Source organism: Mycobacterium sp. 141, assembly GCF_000382405.1.
Lineage (GTDB): Bacteria > Actinomycetota > Actinomycetes > Mycobacteriales > Mycobacteriaceae > Mycobacterium.
Map to the genome: position 1 here is coordinate 65,809 of NZ_KB908267.1, position 17,987 is coordinate 83,795.

The following is a 17,987-nucleotide window of genomic DNA, read 5'->3' on the forward strand; positions in this document are numbered from 1 at the left end:
ACTCAGCTCTGCGGGATCTCGGCGGCGATGCGGTCGAGCACGGCGGGATAGCGGTTGGCCTCCCGATGGCCGCCGGGTTTGCCGCTGCTGACGATCGCGGCGGACAGCGCGCGCGCCGGGTCGGCCCACACCGCGATGTCGACGAGGCCCGTGTGCCCGAACGCCGCCTCGGTGTTCTTCCCGAACGGTCCGAACCGTTTACCGCCGAGCATGTAGCCGGTGCCCCAGCGCATCGGCTTGAGCCCGGTCGCGACGTCCGGTCGCATCCGCCGAGCCGGTTTGATTGCCGCCCTTAGCGTTTCGGGTTGCATGATCCGCACCCCGTCGAGTTCCCCGCCACGACGCAAGATCTCGGCAAAGCGGGAGAGTTCGTCGGCGTTCGAGACGGTGCTCGACGAGGGTACGACGCTGGTGAGGAACAGCGGGGTGTTGCTGAGCGGGATGATGCGGTCCAGGGTGCCGCCCACGGCCGCCCGGAACGCCGCGGCGATCGGAGGCGGCAGCGGCTTGCCCGTGGCGTGGCTCGGCGCCACCAGCGAAACCTCTTCAGGCGTAACACCGTAATTGGTCCAGCGGAATCCGAGGGGATCGAGGATGTCCTCGGCCAGGATGTCGCGGATGTTACGGCCGGTGGCCGCCAGGACGATCTCGCGGACCAGCGGACCCCAGGTCAGCCCGTGGTAGATGTGCACGAGCCCGGGCCGATAGACCGGTTTGAGGTTCCCCAACTGCTCACGGGTGTACTCACTGTCGTTGACCCTCGTGACATCGGGACGCGGACCGGTGTGGATCGGCACCCCCGCGCTGTGGGTGATGACGTGCCGGATGGTGGTGCGATCCTTGCCGTGACTGGTATAGCTCGGAAGGTAGTCGCAGACGCGATCATCCAACGAGAAGCATCCGCGTTCGACGAGCATGTGCACGACTGTCGTGCTGATGGCCTTGGCCGCCGAATAGACGCAGAACGGGGTGTCGGTGCGGACCGGGATCTTCTCGGCCTCGGGCGGATCGTCCGGGCCGTTGCCCCAGCCGTGTCCGATCGCGCGGTTCAGGATCACTTTGCCGTTGCGGCGCAGGCAGATCTGGATCGCCGGGTGCATCCCGGCGCGGTACCAATACTGCACCGACTGCCAGATCCGCTCGACTGCCTGCGGGTCGATATCGGAGTGAGCTTCTTCCGCGATGGCGGTGACTGTGTCCAGGTCGGAGGGGACTGCGATCCGGCCGTCTGAGCTCATGCGCGATCCGCCTGCGCTTCTCGCTGGCCAGTCATGCTCGGCTCCTGTGCAGCGACGCGGCCAAATGATGCTGCACCGGTTGACCGACGGCACCCATGCGCACGGTATAGCTGAGCTCGTCACCGGACACTTTGATCGAACGTGACAGTGCCGTAACGCCTTTGGCGCTCGCGCTGAGGCCGATGTTGGTTGCGGTCAGCTCCATCTCGATGGAGTCGTCGGCGACTGTCAGCGACCCTTCCTGGATCTCGGTGATGCCGGTCGGGTGGGCGAGGATCCACTCCACCCGACCGGGCGTCGGCACCCGGAGATATCCGGTTTCTGCGTGTAGCGGGCGACCGTCCGCACGTGCCTTGGTGCGTTGGCCATAGGTGAGGAACGGTTTACCGACGTGGCCGAAGGTGACCTCTTCGACGTAGTCGAACGACTCGATGGTCGGGTACTCGCCAGCACCGTGCCCGGCCCAGGTGCCCAGCAGCGGAGCCAACGCCGCGACGTCGGGATGCAGATCAGCCACGGTCGCCAGGGTACGGACCGCCTGGCACGGCGTCGTATCCGATCAGTCGTCGGGCGAACCCTGCGCAGCCCAGAGATCCGGGCCGAAGACTTCGTAGCGGATCCGGGTCGCGGGCACGCCGCGCTCCAGCAGCGTCGTCCTGACGTGCCGCATGAACGGCAGCGGACCGCAGGTGAACACCTGTACGTCGTCGGGCAGAGGCACGTCTGTCAAGTCCATGTACCCGTGCCGCGACCGGGTGTCACCATCGTCGACGGTCTCGTACCAGGCGTAGGCGGTGAAGTCGTCGAGCTCGCGGCCGAGGTGCAGCACGGTGTCCCGCAGCGCGTGATCCTGGGCGCGGCGGTCGGCGTGCGCGACGACCACCTTCCGCTGCGGCTGGTTACGGGCGATGTGCTCGACGATCGGCAACACCGTGGTGATACCCGCGCCGGCGCTGGCGAGCAGCAGTGGCCCATCGGTGGGTGTCACGACGAAATCACCGGCAGGCGCACTGAGGTCCAAAATATCGCCGACCTTGACCTGGTCGTGCAGGTAGCTGGAAACCCGGCCGTCCGGTGCGCCGTTGACCCCGCGAACCCGTCGGATGGTGATCTGCAGACGAGTGTGGACAGCTGTGGACGACACCGTGTACTGACGAGGTTGGCGATCACCGTTCGGTAGGTCGACGAACACCGACACGTACTGACCGGGAGCGATGTCCGGCAGCGGGCCACCGTCGACCGGCTCCAGCACGAGGGAGATGACGTCGGCGGTCTCCTCGATCCGGCGGACCACCCGGTACTGGCGCGTCGGCTGGTTCGGGTCGACTCCGGCCTCCCGGTACAGCCGGGCCTCCTCGGCGACCAGTTGCAGGGCGAACAGCCAGTACACCTCGCTCCAAGCCGCAGCGATTTCCGGGGTGACGGCGTCACCGAGCACCTCGCCGACAGCGGCGAGCAGATGCTCGCCGACGATCGTGTAGTGCTCGGGACGGATCCCCAGCGAGACGTGCTTGTAGGCGATCCGGCGCATGACGTGGTCGAACGGCGGGGCCTCGGGGTCGATCAGCTGCACGGCGTAGGCCACCACAGACCCGGCCAATGCCTTACTCTGTTCCCCAGTGGCCTGGTTGCCCTGGTTGAACACCCGTAGCAGTTCGGGGTGAGCTTCGAACATCCGCGGATAGAAGCGCGCGGTGATCGCGTCGGCATTCGCCGCGACGACGGAGGCGGTCGCCCGCACCACGTCGAGGCTGGCTGGTGACAGCAGCGAGGTAGGTGTCATGGTGCTCACGAGGGGGTCCCTTCGGAAGGCGCGGGTGTCTGGCGAAAAGTTATCGGTGGCAATACCCGGATGGATAGGGCCTTTTGGCCCACGGGTGACGGACCGTTCGCCTCTAGCGTGGAATTGCCGTTAATTGGGGCCGAGTTAATTGGTGCGAAGTCCGGCCCGAGGCGTTGCGGATCCGGCTACGCGATCAATCTGGGGCTGCGCCCGTCATTTGCCACCTGCGGTGGTCGCCGCGAACGCACGGCAGGGTGGACGGAGCTTGCTCTACCCTCGTTGGCATGACCGATCACGACAAGGCCGCCGCGCGGCGTGAGATCGCTGACGCTCTGCTCAACGCACTCAACCGGCGGCACGAGCTGCTGGATGTGATCGTGGAGGCCGACGACCGCAAGTCCGCCGTCGCCGCCGTCGCGACGTTGCTCAACACATCGCATGCCGCTGCCGACGCCGTAGTCGGGTTGTCCTTCGACCGGATCACCAAGGAATCGCGGCGGCAGATTGCCGCCGAACTCGACGATCTGAACAGCCGGTTGTCCTTCACGGTTCAGGAACGTCCTGCCAGCTCCGGTGAGACGCTGGTGCTGCGTGCGTTCTCGCCCGACTCCGACCGCGACATCTTCGCGGCACGTACCGCCGACGTCGGCGCCTCCGGTGACGGGTCCGGCGCACCTGCCGCCGACATCGACGACGAGATCCGGTCGGCGTTGGCCCGCGTCGATGCCGACGAGGCCGCGTGGTTCGTCGCCATCGAGGGTGCGGACAAGGTGGGCATGGTCTTTGGTGAACTCGCAGGCGGCGAGGTCAACGTGCGGATCTGGATTCGTCCCGATTTCCGTAAGCGTGGATACGGTACTGCGGCGCTGCGTAAGTCGCGGTCGGAGATGGCCTCGTACTTCCCGGCTGTTCCGATGGTCGTCCGCGCACCGGGGGTTGTCCCGCCGGCCTGAGAAAGTTTCCGCCTGTCCACACTCCTGATTACGGCTTTCGCCGAAAAGTGGTGGCTGTGCTCACAGAATTCCTTGGCAGGGAGCTCACAGCGGGGCACTATGGAGTCATGCTAACCATACGAAAACTCGCGGGAACAGTATTCGTAGCGGGAGCCGCAGCGGCCATTGCCGCCGCACCGACGGCCATGCTGCTCGCTGAGGCGCCGGCCACGTTGACCGACCTGAGCGGAACGAATCAAGTGGTGCTCGCCGACCCGGTCGGCGGGGGTGACGCCGGTGGCGGTGGCGGTTGTGACAGTGGCGCCGGTTGGCAGGGCTGCGGTGGCTGGAACCCTGCCCAGGGTGGCTGGGGCCACGGCTGCTTCAACGGCATGTGCGGAGGCTGGGACGGTCAGCGCGGGTGGGGTAACTGAGCCGCGCCCGGTGCCGGCGACGGGCTGACTGGCTCGTTGTCGGCTAACCGTTGGCTTTCAGCGCCTGGACAGCGGCGCCGAACATGACATCTTTGATGGCGCCGAGCGTGCCGCCGTCCTTACCGTGCAACGGGCGCAACAGATCGGCTGCTGCCACCGTGACCCCGCCCTCCGGTGCGGTGGCGTCCACCAGTCCGTGTGCCCGCGCGTCCAGGCCGCCGAAGCGTCGGCCGGTCGTCATCGACGCGACAGCGGCCTGTGGCGTGAGTTTGGCCTGGATCAGTGCTGCCATCCCCGGTGTGAACGGGATGCGGATGTCGACCTCGGGGAAACAGAAGAAGCCGCGGTCGGCGCGCATGACCCGGAAGTCGTGAGCGATCGCCAACATGGCCCCGGCGCCGAAGGCGTGACCGACCACTGCTGCTGCGGTCGGCACCGGGAACGTCAGGAACCTGGCCAGCATGCCCTGAACCCGCCCGACGTACCACGAGCCCTGATCACTGTGCGCCCCAAGCCAATCCAAGTCCAAGCCGTTGGAATAGAACTTGCTGTCGGCCGTGGTGACCAGGCCGTGCGCGCCCTTGGCGATCACGTGGTCGAGATTGGCGTCGACCTCATCGAGAAACTCGGGGGAGAACCGGTTCTCGTCGTCCCCGAGGTCGAGGATCGCGATCTCTCCGTCGAAGTCCAGTGTCGTTGTCATGGTGCACCTTTCGTTGGGCTGGGGATTACCGGGCTGGAGTCATCGTTCGGTGGTCACCGGGCTGGGGCCGATGGCGAGCACGGCCTCCACCGCTCCCCGGAGGTGTCGGCGCGCCGTGGGATCGCCGAGTCGATCGCGCTGCAGCAGGATGGCGGTGGGCAGGTCGACGATGCACGTGGTGACGGCGTCGACGGCGGCCCGGTCGCGGCGTGCCCAGGCGGCATCGGCCAACTCGATCAACACACCAAGCAGTTCCGTCTGAAGTGTTGCCAGCTCGTCGGCCACGTCGTCGGGCAGGCCGAGGCCGGTGATCTCGTGTGGCGGGATGATGAGCACCAGCCGGGCTGACGCCGGGTGGTGCTCGGCGAATACGGCAGGCGCCTGTGCCGCGGCGGTGATCGCATCGACACCGTTGGCGGCTGCGTCGACCAGCTCCCGCTGCAGGTCCAGGAACCGGCGGGCGGCCCGCACCCAGGCACGGCCCAGGAGACCGCCGCGGGATCCGAACTGGTGGTAGAGCGCGCCGTTGGATACACCCACGGCTGAGCTCACCGCGCGGATGGTGACCGCGGCAAGGCCTGAGCTCACCGCGAGCGATTCGACCGCATCGAGGACCATGTCAGGATCGTGGACGCGCGGGCGCGGCATGACGACACAGTAACAGAGCATTTGCTCTGTATTGATGGCATGTGTCGGCAGGGCCACGTTGACAGTAGGTAAGGCTACCCATACTTTGGGTGCGTATCGTGGTCAGGACCAATCAGGAGGGGACCGGCGATGGCACGTGGATTCCAAGGGGCGATCATGCGGGGCTTCGGCGCCCGTGATCACCAGGCCACGGTCGTCGGCACCGAGTGGCGTACGCCGAATCTGCTGCGCATCCGGATGGTTTCGCCCACGTTGTTCGACGATGCGATCGCCGAGCCGACGTCCTGGTTGAGATTCTGGTTCCCAGACCCGGAGGGGACAAAGACCGAATTCCAGCGGGCCTACACGATCGTCGAAGCCGAGGTCAGCACGGGGCATTTCGCCATCGACGTCGTCCTGCACGAGCCGTCCGGACCCGCGGCGCAATGGGCCAGAACCGCAACGCCGGACGCGACCATACCGGTGACGACGTTGGGGTCTGCCGGATTCAGTGTCCCGGAGGAGTCGCCGGCCGGCTATCTGCTGATCGGTGATGCCGCGGCGACACCCGCGATCAACGGCATCATCGGAGCTGTCCCGCACGACATTCCGATCGAGGTCTACCTCGAACAGCACGATGAGTCTGATCTGCTCATCCCGATCGCCGCACACCCACGGATGCGGGTGCACTGGGTGGCCCGCGCGGACACGACCTCCCTCGCGGCGGCGATAGAAGGCAGGGACTGGTCGGACTGGTACTGCTGGGTGACGCCGGAAGCCGGATCGCTCAAGCACCTGCGGACCCGGTTACGCGACGAATTCGGGTTTCCCAAGACAGAGATCCACGCGCAGGCCTACTGGACCGAGGGTCGGGCCATGGGCACCAAGCGCGACGACGCTGCGGCCGACAAACCCGCCGAAACCAAGCCGACAGACGCCAAGACTGCCAAAACTGCTGAGACACGCGGAAACTGGCGGGCACAGGCCGCAGGCCGGTTGCTGTCCCCGCTCCGCACACCGCTGATCGTCTCCGGCGTGCTGCAGGCCGTGATCACACTGGTCCAGTTGGCGCCTTTTGTGCTGCTGGTCGAACTCGCGCGGCTACTGTTGACCGGCGCGGACCGGCAGCAGCTGTGGACCGTAGGACTCGTGGCAATCGGACTGCTCGGCACGGGCACCTTCCTGGCGGCGGTGCTCACGCTCTGGCTGCACTGGATCGACGCCAATTTCGCGCGTGATCTGCGGACCCGGTTGCTGACCAAGATGTCCCGGCTGCCGTTGGGCTGGTTCACCGCCCGCGGATCCGGTGCGATCAAGCAACTGGTGCAGGACGACACGCTGTCACTGCACTACCTCGTCACGCACGCCATACCCGACGCCGTCGCTGCGGTGATCGCGCCGCTGGCGGTGCTGGTCTACCTGTTCACCGTGGACTGGAGGTTGGCTGCCGCACTGTTCGTGCCGGTGCTGGCCTACCTCGTGCTCATGTCGATCATGACGATCCAGTCGGGACCCCGTATCGCGCAGGCGCAGCGATGGGCCGAACGGATGAACGGTGAGGCGGGCGCCTACCTCGAGGGCCAGCCCGTGGTCCGGGTGTTCGGTGGCGCTGCGGCATCGAGTTTTCGCCGTCGCCTCGACGAGTACATCGGTTTCCTGGTGGCCTGGCAGCGCCCGTTCACCGGTAAGAAGTCGCTGATGGATCTGGTCACTAGGCCCGGTACCTTCCTGTGGTTGATCGCCGTCATCGGCACCCCGATGATCATCAACGGTTGGCTGGATCCGGTGGATCTACTGCCGTTCCTGTTGCTGGGCACCACGTTCGGTGTTCGGTTGCTCGGCATCGGCTACGGTCTGGGCGGTATCCGCGGCGGCATGATCGCCGCCCGGCGCATCCAGAACGCGTTGGAAGAGACCGACCTCGCGATCGCCGATGCTGATCCGCCCCAGAATGATTCGGGTGCAGTGGTGTTCGACCACGTAACATTCGCCTATCGCCCGGGCGTTCCTGTGATCGAAGACGTCTCACTGACACTGCGACCCGGGACGGTCACCGCGCTGGTCGGGCCGTCGGGCTCGGGCAAGTCCACGCTCGCCGCGCTGCTGGCCCGCTTCCACGACGTGAACGACGGCGCAATCCAGGTCGCCGGCAGCGATATCCGTACTTTGAGCGCCGACGATCTGTATCGCCGGGTGGGTTTCGTGCTCCAGGACACCCAACTGGTGGCGGGGACTGTCACGGAGAACATCGCCCTGGCCGACCCCGACGCGGGCATCGACCGGGTGCAGGACGCCGCGCGCGACGCGCAGATCCACGACCGGGTGCTGCGCTTGCCCGACGGCTACGACACCGCTCTGAGCGCGGCACCCGCCCTGTCCGGGGGGGAACGGCAACGGCTCACCATCGCCAGGGCGATCCTCGCCGACACCGAGGTGCTGATCCTCGACGAGGCCACCGCGTTCGCCGATCCGGAGTCGGAATACCTTGTGCAACAGGCACTCAACCGGTTGACCCGGGACCGGACCGTACTCGTCATCGCGCACCGGCTGCACACCATCACCCATGCCGATCAGATCGTCGTGCTCGATGCCGGACGGATCGTCGAAACCGGTACGCATGAGGAACTGCTGGCCGCCGGTGGCCGCTACCACCAGCTGTGGCAGACCGGGCACCGCGACACCGTGACCGCCGGAGAGGCCGCTCGATGATCCGCACGCTGATTGCGCTCATCCCCACCGAGAAGCGCGGTACGGTCGGTGTTTACGCCGCCCTGACGTTGATTTCGGTACTGATCCGCGCGGCGGGCACGGTGCTTCTGGTACCGCTGGTGGCCGCGCTGTTCAGTGCCAGTCCGAGCGACGCGGTGCCGTGGCTCGGCTGGCTGACCGCCGCGACCGTCGGAGGCTGGATCGTCGACACCATCACCTCGCGGCTGGGATTCGATCTCGGCTTCGCGGTCCTCGACAACACTCAGCACAACGTCGCCGACCGGTTGCCGAACATCAGGCTCGACTGGCTGGCCGGCGACAACGGCGCGAACATCGCCAACACCCGTCAGGCGATCGCCGCGACCGGGCCGGAACTCGTCGGCCTCGTGGTGAACCTGCTCACGCCGCTCGTCGGCGCGATTCTGCTGCCTGCGGCCATCGCGGTGGCGCTGATCGCGGTGTCGCTGCCCCTGGGACTCGCCGCGCTGGCCGGTGTGGTGGTCCTGCTGGGCGCACTGTGGGCGTCGGGGCAGTTGAGTCGCAAGGCCGACGCCGTCGCCGACGAGACCAACGGTGCCTTGACCGAACGGATCATCGAGTTCGCCCGCACTCAACAGGCCTTGCGGGCGGCCCGGCGCGCGGAACCGGCGCGCAGCCTGGTCGGCGAAGCGCTCGCGGCCCAGCATGGCGCGAGCGTGCGACTGCTGGCCATGCAGATTCCCGGGCAGTTGTTGTTCAGCCTCGCCAGCCAGTTGGCCCTGATCGCGTTGGCGGGTATGGCCGCGGTGCTGACCATGCGCGGTGCACTGACCGTGCCCGAGGCGATCGCGCTGATCGTCGTCATCGCCCGCTACCTGGAACCTTTCACGGCGCTGAGCGAGTTGGCCCCGGCGATCGAGTCGACCCGCGCCACCCTGGACCGAATCGGCAGCGTTCTCTCGGCGCCGACGCTCCCCGCCGGGACGGTCGGGCCTCTCGAGCGAAACTTCTTGCCACGCATCGAGTTCGACGAGGTGAGCTTCGCCTACGGCAACGACCCGGTGCTCGACAAGGTCAGCTTCGTGCTGGACCCGGGCGGCACGACGGCGATCGTCGGTCCGTCCGGATCGGGCAAGAGCACGATCCTGTCGCTGATCGCCGGCCTGCATCAGCCGACCGCCGGTCGGGTTCTGATCGACGGTGTGGACGCTGCGACGCTGGATGCTGAAACCCGCAGGGCCGCAACGAGTGTGGTATTCCAGCATCCTTATCTGTTCGACGGGTCGATCCGCGACAACATCGCGGTGGGAGATCCCGCGGCCGATGCGGACCGGCTCTCCGCTGCGATGCGGCTGGCCCGGGTGGACGAGTTGACCGGGCGGCTGCCCGATGGTGATGCCACGAAGGTCGGCGAAGCAGGCACCGCACTGTCAGGCGGCGAACGACAGCGGGTCAGCATCGCCCGGGCGCTCGTCAAGGCCGCGCCGATACTGCTTGTCGACGAGGCGACCAGCGCTCTGGACACCGAGAACGAGGCAGCCGTGGTGGACGCCCTCACCGTCGATCTGCAGCCGCGCACCCGGGTGATCGTCGCGCACCGGTTGGCCAGTATCCGCCACGCCGATCGGGTGCTGTTCCTCGACGGCGGACGCGTCGTCGAGGATGGCAGCGTCGAAGAGCTGCTCAGCGCAGGTGGCCGGTTCGGCGAGTTCTGGCGTCAGCAGCACGCCGCCGCGGAATGGCAGATCGTGCACTGAGATTCGCCGACCTGCACGACGCTGATGGCGTGCTACCGCCGGCTTACTGGTGTCGCTCCGATGCTGCGAGACCGGCACGTTCGACACTGAGCAGGCTCTCGGTGTGATGCTCGGCCCGGTATGCCGCACCGCCGCCGTTGATCCCGAACAACCGTTTGCTCCACAACAGCCAGATCACCGCCGCGACGTTGACGAGGAAGGCGCCGAGCCGAACCACGGTCACCTTCTCGGTGAGTTCGTAGATCTCCAACGGCAGGAACACGCTGGTGGCGATCACCGCGAAGTACTCGCCCCAGCGTTCGGCAAGCCACAACCCGACCGCTTCGATCAATTCGATCAAGGCGTAGACGGCCAGACCGACGGCGATCCACAGCAGCGTCGTCGCCGACAGCGAGAACGCGTGATCGATGGTCCGGATGATCCTGGAATCGTCCAGGTTCCAACCGATTTGGTCGGCCAGCGGGCGGACCAGCGGAATGTCCTTCTGAAACGCGTCATGCAACTGGGAGCGGGTGGCGCGCACCTTGAGCACTCCAATCGCCAGCGCCACGAAGACCGCCGCGCGGACCGCCCGCTCTACGGCCAGCAGGCGCATGATCGTCCGGTCGCGCAACAGCCGTCCCCGCGGGACTTCGGGGGCGGTGTCGGCCGGGCCGTGCCCCCTCGGCGGGCCGACGACAAACGTCTCACACCGCAGGCAGCGCCACGCTTCCCCGACCGGGGTGTCAGCCCGAAGCCGCTCGCGCAGATCGGGCTCGTCGGGGGCGAACGTGGCGTGACCCCGTAAACCACAGGACCGCAGCGCGAAATTCACCATTTCAGCACCGTAGCGACCGATGCATCTGGTCGCATGGAACGGCGTCAGGTCAGCGGTGCGATGCGTTGAATTCCTGTTGCCGTGCCCTGGTAGATCACTCCGCCAGATGCCGTGGTGCCCGCAGACTGCATGGGGTCGGCGGCGATCGCGGCGCCGATGAACTGCTCGGTGAGCACCGCTCCGGTGCTGGCGTCCACGGCGGCGTAGAAGAACTTGTCGGCAGGCGTGGTGCCGAGTTGATCGTTGACCGGATTGTGCCGGGTGACGGTCACGATCATGCCGTCGGCCACCGACAGTCTCGGTACCGCTGCCGAGCGCACGCTGTTGTTCCACGCCACGTCGCATCCGGAGTTGTCGGGCCGGACGTCGACCCGCGTCATCCCTCCGACAAACGGTGCCGTGGCCGGCACGGCGGGGTCGGCGTCGCTGGGCGCCGCGGGATATGGATAGCCGTAGGTGCTGGAGGCGATCACCGTGCGCCCCGCGCCGATCGACGAGTTCTCCGAGCCCGGCCCGCCGGAGGTGAGTACCGGGGTCGAGCACAGAACCGTGCCGGAGGCCGTGCTGACCACGAGCAGATGGACCTGCTTGTCGGCGTTGTCGACGAGCGCGAGGTACTCACCGCCGGTGACCGGCCCGAAGAACGTCGGCGTGGATCCGCTGCCCCAGCTCAGCTGTCCTGGCTTGCGGGCCGACCCCCTGTCATAGCCGACCCGATATTTGACCGCGGGGTTTCCGGCTGGATCTTCGGTCAGTAGATACAGCGCGTGCGTGGTCACCACCGCGGTGCCCTGCGGTGCGGTGGAGATGCTGTTGGCGACATGCTCGCCGTCGGGCAGCGCCACGGAGGTGACCTTCCGCGCGGCCGTGTCGACGATTCCCACCGTCCCACCGGCGGTGGCGTACCAGACCTTGCCGTTGTATGCGGGTGCGACACTCGTGACCGAGTCGCCGGTAGGCAGACCCGCACCCAGCGGTGTCGACTCGGCGATGGACAGGCCCCACAACCCGAGCTTGTTGCGGCTGTGGCTGATCCGGATCAGGTTGTTGTCGCCGTCCACCAGGACCAGCCGGTCGTTGCGGTCCAGATATCCATAGCCGCCGCCGAGCGGGCTGGCCGCCGCAACCGCCATGCTGGTCAACGGCGTGCCGGTGGATTTGTCCAGCAGGTACACGCGTGGCGATCGGCCGAGAGCCTGGGTGCACAGCGCTACCGGTAGACCGTCGGAGCCGATCAGGACCGTCGGACAGGCCGCGGACAGGCCGATGGGTTGGGCGAGCACATGGCCGGTGCCGGGCCCCGGCAATGACGTGGTGTCCGATGCGCCGCTGTCGCCGTGCCTTGACGCGGTACCGGTGGGGCCGTCGTAGGGGTTGTCCGGCAACTGCGGACCGAACTGGGTCGCGGCCGCGGCCGGTGGTGGCGTCACCGTCAGCGCTGTCACCAGCACTGGAGCCAGGAGCGTTGCAAGCCATCGGCTTACCGACATCGTCAACTCCTGGTGGCGGACGGAACCGTACGGGTCACGAACGCTACGGCGGCCCGATCACGAAACCGCATCCGCCGGGGCTCGGTTGAGCCAAGAAGCCCGACACGCCGCGTTGGGTAGGAGACCTGGACCGGCACGAGAGCGTCAGGCACTCTACGGTTGGAGGTGACTGGCGTTCAGGGGCCTACCGGCCCGAAAGGGGTTGACGAGGCTTGCTCGGCAACGGTCTTGCGGTGCTGTTCGCCCTGTGTGCAGCGGTTTTCGCCGCGGTCGGCATCGTGGTACGGCAACGCGCCACCATGGACGTCCCGGCGGAGAAGGGCGTCAGCACCGTCATGCTGCGCACTCTGCTGGGTCGCCGGCTGTGGTGGTTCGGTACCGCATCCGCGGTAGCCGGCTATGCGTTTCAGGCGCTCGCGCTGGGTTTCGGTTCACTGCTGCTGGTGCAGCCGGTGTTGGTGTCGGCGTTGTTGTTCGCGTTGCCTTTGAGCGCTCGACTGGCAGGCCGTCGGGTCAGTCGCGCCGAGTGGCTGTGGGCGCTGCTGCTGACGGCCGCGTTGACGGTTTTTGTCCTGCTGGCCCGGGCGAGCACGGGCTCATACCAGGTGCCGGTGGCGACCACACTCATCGTCGCGGTGGTGTGCGCGGCCGGGGTGACCCTGTTCGTCCTCGCGGCGACCCGCAGCACCACCTGGCGTCGCGCCGCTCTGCTCGCCATGGCGGTGGGCGTGATGTTCGGCGTGGTGGCGGTGTTGACCAAGATTGTGATGCACCTGGTCACCCAGGGCAGCGTGCTCACGGTGTTCACCACACCCGCCCTTTACCTCGTGCTGATGCTCGGGGTGGTGGCAACACTGTTGCAGCAATCGGCTTTTCACGCCGGATCCCTGCAGACCTCGGTACCGACCATGCTGGTGCTCGAACCCGTGGTGGCGGTGGTGCTCGGTTCGATCGTGCTCGGCGAGCACATGTCGATCACCGGGCTGGAGCCCATCGCGGTGTCGCTGGCGATCTGCGCGATGGCCGTGGCGACGATCGCGCTGGGCCGCGACGAGGGCGCCTACGAGGAGAAGCTGGAAGCCGAGATGGGCCTGCGGTCGGTGCGCACCGTCACGGATTGATGGTGCGTTCGCGATGGGCTACCAGCACCGACCGCCGCCGATTGCGGCGATCACAGCGCGACTCCATACCGATCGGCGAGATCTTGGCGCGTAAGCCACTTGTCGTCGATGTTCTCATTGATGGCGGTCACTTCTTTCTGCTCAGCCCCGCGGCCTCAGCCTCGACATTCGCCGGAAACCGCCTCCGGCAGCACGCCAAGAACGCGGCCAAACAGCGGATGCGATCGCGGAACCTGATCATCGATCTGATTCGCCCACAGGTGACCAGCCGGTCGACAATTACATGCCGACACCCAGGTTCAAGGAGAGCACGTTCGTGACTCGCAGGCCGCTCCGGAGATGGTGGTTCCCGTCGTGAACGACGATGCTTGCGCGGTGGTGTCGACATTGGCTGACTGTCTAGTGGCTGGTCGGATCACTGCTGTCGTGGCCATGCTTGACCCGACCATGGCCGCGATACACGACATCGATGACGGCATTACCGAGGCCTGGCAAAACATGGTGGACAGCCACGGCCCGGTCACCGGTCTGGAGCCCCCGACAGTGGAAGCCCCTCGTACAGACGGTAGCCGGGTCGCGACCATCGTCGTACGCTGCGAGCAACGACCTTTTCAATTGCGCGCGACGGTTGACTCCGATTGTCGCGTCGCGGGTCTCTATCTACGGCCGGTGAGTGAACCGACCGATGCCCCTGGTCCAGGCTTATGGACTGCACCCGATTACGCATCGCCGTCGATGTTCACCGAATCAGAGGTGACCATTGGACCGGCTGGGCTAGCTGTCCCGGCAACGCTTTGCCTTCCCCACTGCGCTGTGCCGGTGGCAGGTGTCGTCCTGGTGCCGGGTTCAGGGCCCGCCGACGGCGACAGCACCATCGGCCCGAACAAGCCGTTCAAAGATCTCGCGTGGGGTCTTGCCACCCGCGGGATTGCCACCGTGCGCTTCGACAAAGTCACCTACAGCCACCCCGCTACGGTCGCCTCTCAAACCAACTTCACTGTCGCTGACGAATACCTCACCCACGTGACAGCGGCGATCACGCTGCTTGGCGGGCACCCGGCCATCCACAGTTGTCGAGTCTTTGTGCTCGGGCACAGCCAAGGAGCCACAGTTGCAACCCGCATCGCCGAGAACCACCCCGATTTGGCCGGCCTGATCTGCCTCGCTGCTGCCGCGCAACCAATGCACCATGCCGCCATTCGTCAACTGCAGTATCTCGCCGACCTCGAGACCCGACCCAATCCCGCCATTGAAGAGATGCTCGGGAAACTCACCCGTCAAGCCGCTGTCGTCGATGACGAGAACCTGTCGGAATTAACACCGACCAGCGAGCTGCCTTTCGAAGTTCCGGCGGTCTACTGGCTCGATCTACGCGCCCACGACCCCCTCATCGCCGCGTCTCACCTCGAACTGCCAATGCTGTTCCTCCAAGGCGGCCGTGACTACCAAGTCACCACCAAAGACGATCTCCGCGTATGGCAAACCGTGCTGTCGGACCGTTCAAACGTGCAGATCTGTGTGTATCCCGACGATGACCATTACTTCTTCACCGGAACACAGACCTCCACACCGGGCAGCTACCTCGAACCACACCACGTCGACGCACAAGTCGTCAACGACGTCGCCGGCTGGATCACCCAAACGACCGGTAACGCCTAGCGAGCGTGAGGGTCGCAAATCCTCGGCTACACCGCACCGCGTACCCGCGCGGCTGCCGTCTCGGGCATCGGCTCGTACCGGGTGAACGACCGCGTGAACGAACCTGCACCGTGCGACAGCGACCGCAGATCGATGGCGTAGCGGGTCAGTTCGATCTCGGGGATCTCGGCTTTCACGGCCGTGCGGTCCTCACCGACCTTGTCGGTGCCGACCACGCGACCGCGGCGGCTGGACAGATCGCTCATGATGGCACCGACCAGGTCGTCGGGCACCAGCACGGTCACGTCATCGACCGGCTCCAGCAGATTCACCCGAGTGGTGGCGGCGGCCTCCCGCAGTGCCAGCCCGCCTGCCATCTGGAAGGCAAAATCCGACGAGTCGACGCTGTGCGCTTTGCCGTCAATCAGGGTCACCCGGATGTCGACGACGGGGTAGCCGACTTCGGAACCGACCCCTTTCTCCATCTGGGCCCGCACCCCTTTCTCGACGCTCGGGATGAACTGGCGCGGAATCGCACCGCCGACCACCTTGTCGACGAACTCGAAACCGGCTCCTTCGGGCAGCGGCTCGACCTCGATGTCGCACACCGCGTACTGGCCGTGCCCACCCGACTGCTTCACGTGCCTGCCATGTCCTTTTGCCTTGCCGCCGAACGTCTCCCGGAGCGGCACGCGCAACGCCACGGTGTCCACCGATACGCCGTAGCGGCGGGACAGCGCGTCGAGTACGACGCCTGCGTGCGCCTCACCCATGCACCAGAGGACGATCTGGTGCGTTTCCGGGTTCTGCTCGATACGCAGGGTCGGGTCCTCGGCGGCGAGCCGCTGCAGGCCGACCGAGAGCTTGTCCTCATCGGTCTTCGCGCGCGGTTGGACAGCCACCGGCAGCAGCGGGTCTGGCATGGTCCACGGCCGCAGCACCAGCGGATCGGCCTTGTCGCTCAGCGTGTCACCGGTTTCTGCGCGGCTGAGCTTGCCGATCGCGCAGATGTCGCCGGCCACCACCAGCGGTGCCGGGCGTTGCTGCTTGCCCAACGGGAAGGACAGGGTGCCGATGCGTTCGTCCTCGTCGTGGTCGGCGTGCCCGGTCGTGGCGTGCGCGCCCGTATCGTCGCTTGCGGCGCCGCCATTCGGCAAGAAGGCCGAAAAATGGCCCGACACGTGCACCGTCGCGTCGGGCCTGAGGGTTCCGGAGAACATCCGGACCAGGCTGACCCTGCCGACATACGGATCCGACGTCGTCTTCACCACCTCGGCCAGCAGCGGTCCGGCGGGGTCGCAGGCCAATGGCTTGCGGGGCGCCCCCTGCGGTGTGAACACCTCGGGCAGAGGATGTTCCGGTGGTGCGGGGAACCCGCGAGTGGCGATCTCCAGCAGTTCCAGGGTCCCGACGCCGGATCCGCTGCACACCGGGATCACCGGGAAGAACGAGCCCCGGGCCACCGCCTTCTCCAGGTCTTCGATGAGCACGTTCTGGTTGATGTCCTCACCGCCCAGGTAGCGCTCCATGAGCGTCTCGTCCTCGGACTCCTCGATGATGCCTTCGATGAGCGTGCCACGGAGTTCGGCGATCTCGTCGCTATAGGACTCGGCGGGCGCGTGTGACGAATGCGTACCGTCCGAGTAGTCGTACTGGGTCTTGGTGATCAGCCCGATCACCCCATCACCGGCGGGGAAGTAGAGCGGAAGCACCTTGTCGCCGAACGCCTGCTGGGTCGTGGCCAGCGCGTTGGCGTAGTTGGCTCGCGCATGGTCGAGTTTGGTGATCGCCACCGCGCGTGGCATTCCCACTGCATTGCACTCCTGCCACAGCGCCTTGGTCGGCTCGTCCACGGTCTCATTGGCTGCAACGACGAACAGGGCACAATCCGCGGCCCGCAGCCCCGCGCGCAGTTCCCCGACGAAGTCGGCGTACCCGGGGGTGTCGATCAGGTTCACCTTGATCCCGTTGTGCTGCAACGACGCCAGTGCCAGGCCCACAGAACGCTGCTGAGCGATCTCGGCGTCGTCGAAGTCGCACACCGTCGACCCGTCGAGCACCGAACCGATCCTGGTCAGCACCCCGCCGGCCATCAGCAACGCGTCGACAAGCGTGGTCTTACCAGCGCCCGACGGCCCGACCAGTGCGATGTTGCGGATCGCCTCCGGGCTTTCCGCCGTAGGTAGGGCCCCGTTGCCGGCCGCAGAGGCCGTCCTGTCCGCCATGGCATCTCCTCCTGAGGTCCCTTTCCACCATTCCCCGATGTGACCTACAGCACAAGGGCTGCACGTGGGCTTCGAGGGGTCGCGTGCTCACGCCTGCCAAGAGGCCCAGCGAGTGGTGGCGACCGTGACGACCGGGCCGTCCAGCGCAATCCGTTCGTACTGGGGATATTTGGCGCGCAGCAACGCGTATCCGATCGCCACCTCATCGCCGGCGTAGTGGATTGCGGCCTGGCCGTCGGCCCGGACCCACCACAGGTGCGTCCAGTCGTCGTCATAGTGGTCGGCGAGCAGACTCACCCGAGGGTCGTGTTCGATGTTGGCCAGCCTCCGCAGCTTCTGCGTGGCCTTACGTTTGGCGTCGACCGCGGTGTAGATCGTGATGCCTTCGGACCCGCGATGCACCGCGAACACCACCGGGACCAGATGCGGGGCGCCTTCGGATCCCAGCGTGGCCAACACCGCGGTGGGGCTGCCGGCGAACTGCTCCACCGCATCGAACTCGGTCGGTTCGAATTGGCCCATACCTTCAGCGTA

The 17,987-nt window shown here is 66.6% G+C and carries 15 protein-coding genes; 6 read left to right on the plus strand and 9 right to left on the minus strand.

Going from position 1 to position 17,987, the window contains the following annotated elements:
- Positions 1 to 2: 2 nt before the first annotated feature.
- From lipE to H276_RS0116545, 3 genes are read right to left on the minus strand one after another with little or no spacing between them, the layout of a single operon-like run.
- Positions 3 to 1,238 (minus strand): lipase LipE, encoded by a 1,236-nt coding sequence (lipE, locus tag H276_RS0116535; RefSeq protein WP_019972413.1) that lies wholly within the window; start codon positions 1,236 to 1,238, stop codon positions 3 to 5.
- 31 nt (positions 1,239 to 1,269) lie between these two features.
- Complete coding sequence (locus H276_RS0116540; protein ID WP_019972414.1) at positions 1,270 to 1,755, minus strand: peroxynitrite isomerase; 486 nt, start codon at positions 1,753 to 1,755, stop codon at positions 1,270 to 1,272.
- 42 nt (positions 1,756 to 1,797) lie between these two features.
- On the minus strand, positions 1,798 to 3,021 hold the full coding sequence (locus H276_RS0116545) for a globin domain-containing protein (protein WP_019972415.1): 1,224 nt from the start codon (positions 3,019 to 3,021) through the stop codon (positions 1,798 to 1,800).
- Between the two features lie 284 nt (positions 3,022 to 3,305).
- On the opposite strand from H276_RS0116545, the gene H276_RS0116550 reads away from it, so the two are divergent.
- Both H276_RS0116550 and H276_RS0116555 read left to right on the plus strand, forming a co-directional pair.
- Complete coding sequence (locus tag H276_RS0116550; protein WP_019972416.1) at positions 3,306 to 3,974, plus strand: GNAT family N-acetyltransferase; 669 nt, start codon at positions 3,306 to 3,308, stop codon at positions 3,972 to 3,974.
- Positions 3,975 to 4,081: 107 nt separating this feature from the next.
- Positions 4,082 to 4,387, plus strand: a complete 306-nt coding sequence (locus H276_RS0116555) for a hypothetical protein (protein ID WP_026357089.1) — start codon at positions 4,082 to 4,084, stop codon at positions 4,385 to 4,387.
- A gap of 43 nt (positions 4,388 to 4,430) precedes the next feature.
- Here the strand turns inward: H276_RS0116555 and H276_RS0116560 are convergent, their stop codons facing one another.
- Entirely contained in the window at positions 4,431 to 5,090 is a 660-nt protein-coding gene (locus H276_RS0116560) for an enoyl-CoA hydratase-related protein (RefSeq protein WP_019972418.1), read from the minus strand.
- Positions 5,091 to 5,129: 39 nt separating this feature from the next.
- Entirely contained in the window at positions 5,130 to 5,738 is a 609-nt protein-coding gene (locus tag H276_RS0116565; RefSeq protein ID WP_026357090.1) for a TetR/AcrR family transcriptional regulator, read from the minus strand.
- 129 nt (positions 5,739 to 5,867) lie between these two features.
- Here H276_RS0116565 and H276_RS0116570 point away from each other — a divergent pair, with 129 nt between their 5' ends.
- Complete coding sequence (locus H276_RS0116570; protein WP_019972420.1) at positions 5,868 to 8,426, plus strand: ABC transporter ATP-binding protein/permease; 2,559 nt, start codon at positions 5,868 to 5,870, stop codon at positions 8,424 to 8,426.
- A complete protein-coding gene (locus H276_RS0116575; RefSeq protein ID WP_019972421.1) occupies positions 8,423 to 10,162 on the plus strand; it encodes an ABC transporter ATP-binding protein in 1,740 nt (579 codons plus the stop codon). Before H276_RS0116570 ends, H276_RS0116575 begins: the two co-directional genes overlap by 4 nt.
- Before the next feature lie 43 nt (positions 10,163 to 10,205).
- Here the strand turns inward: H276_RS0116575 and H276_RS0116580 are convergent, their stop codons facing one another.
- On the minus strand, positions 10,206 to 10,979 hold the full coding sequence (locus H276_RS0116580; RefSeq protein WP_019972422.1) for a DUF2127 domain-containing protein: 774 nt from the start codon (positions 10,977 to 10,979) through the stop codon (positions 10,206 to 10,208).
- A 44-nt stretch (positions 10,980 to 11,023) separates the two neighbouring features.
- On the minus strand, positions 11,024 to 12,469 hold the full coding sequence (locus H276_RS0116585; RefSeq protein WP_026357091.1) for a hypothetical protein: 1,446 nt from the start codon (positions 12,467 to 12,469) through the stop codon (positions 11,024 to 11,026).
- A 212-nt stretch (positions 12,470 to 12,681) separates the two neighbouring features.
- Between H276_RS0116585 and H276_RS0116590 the strand changes: the two genes are divergently transcribed.
- The gene (locus tag H276_RS0116590; protein WP_019972424.1) at positions 12,682 to 13,590 is read left to right on the plus strand and encodes a DMT family transporter; all 909 of its coding nucleotides are present in this window, start codon (positions 12,682 to 12,684) and stop codon (positions 13,588 to 13,590) included.
- Positions 13,591 to 14,409: 819 nt separating this feature from the next.
- Positions 14,410 to 15,249 carry an alpha/beta hydrolase gene (locus H276_RS25350; protein ID WP_231376699.1) on the plus strand — a complete coding sequence of 280 codons (840 nt, stop codon included), beginning with the start codon at positions 14,410 to 14,412 and terminating at the stop codon, positions 15,247 to 15,249.
- A gap of 26 nt (positions 15,250 to 15,275) precedes the next feature.
- Here the strand turns inward: H276_RS25350 and H276_RS0116610 are convergent, their stop codons facing one another.
- Complete coding sequence (locus tag H276_RS0116610) at positions 15,276 to 17,453, minus strand: elongation factor G-like protein EF-G2 (protein WP_019972427.1); 2,178 nt, start codon at positions 17,451 to 17,453, stop codon at positions 15,276 to 15,278.
- A gap of 87 nt (positions 17,454 to 17,540) precedes the next feature.
- Positions 17,541 to 17,975: a TIGR03668 family PPOX class F420-dependent oxidoreductase gene (locus H276_RS0116615; RefSeq protein ID WP_019972428.1), complete on the minus strand. Its 435-nt coding sequence runs from the start codon at positions 17,973 to 17,975 to the stop codon at positions 17,541 to 17,543.
- Positions 17,976 to 17,987 lie beyond the last annotated feature (12 nt).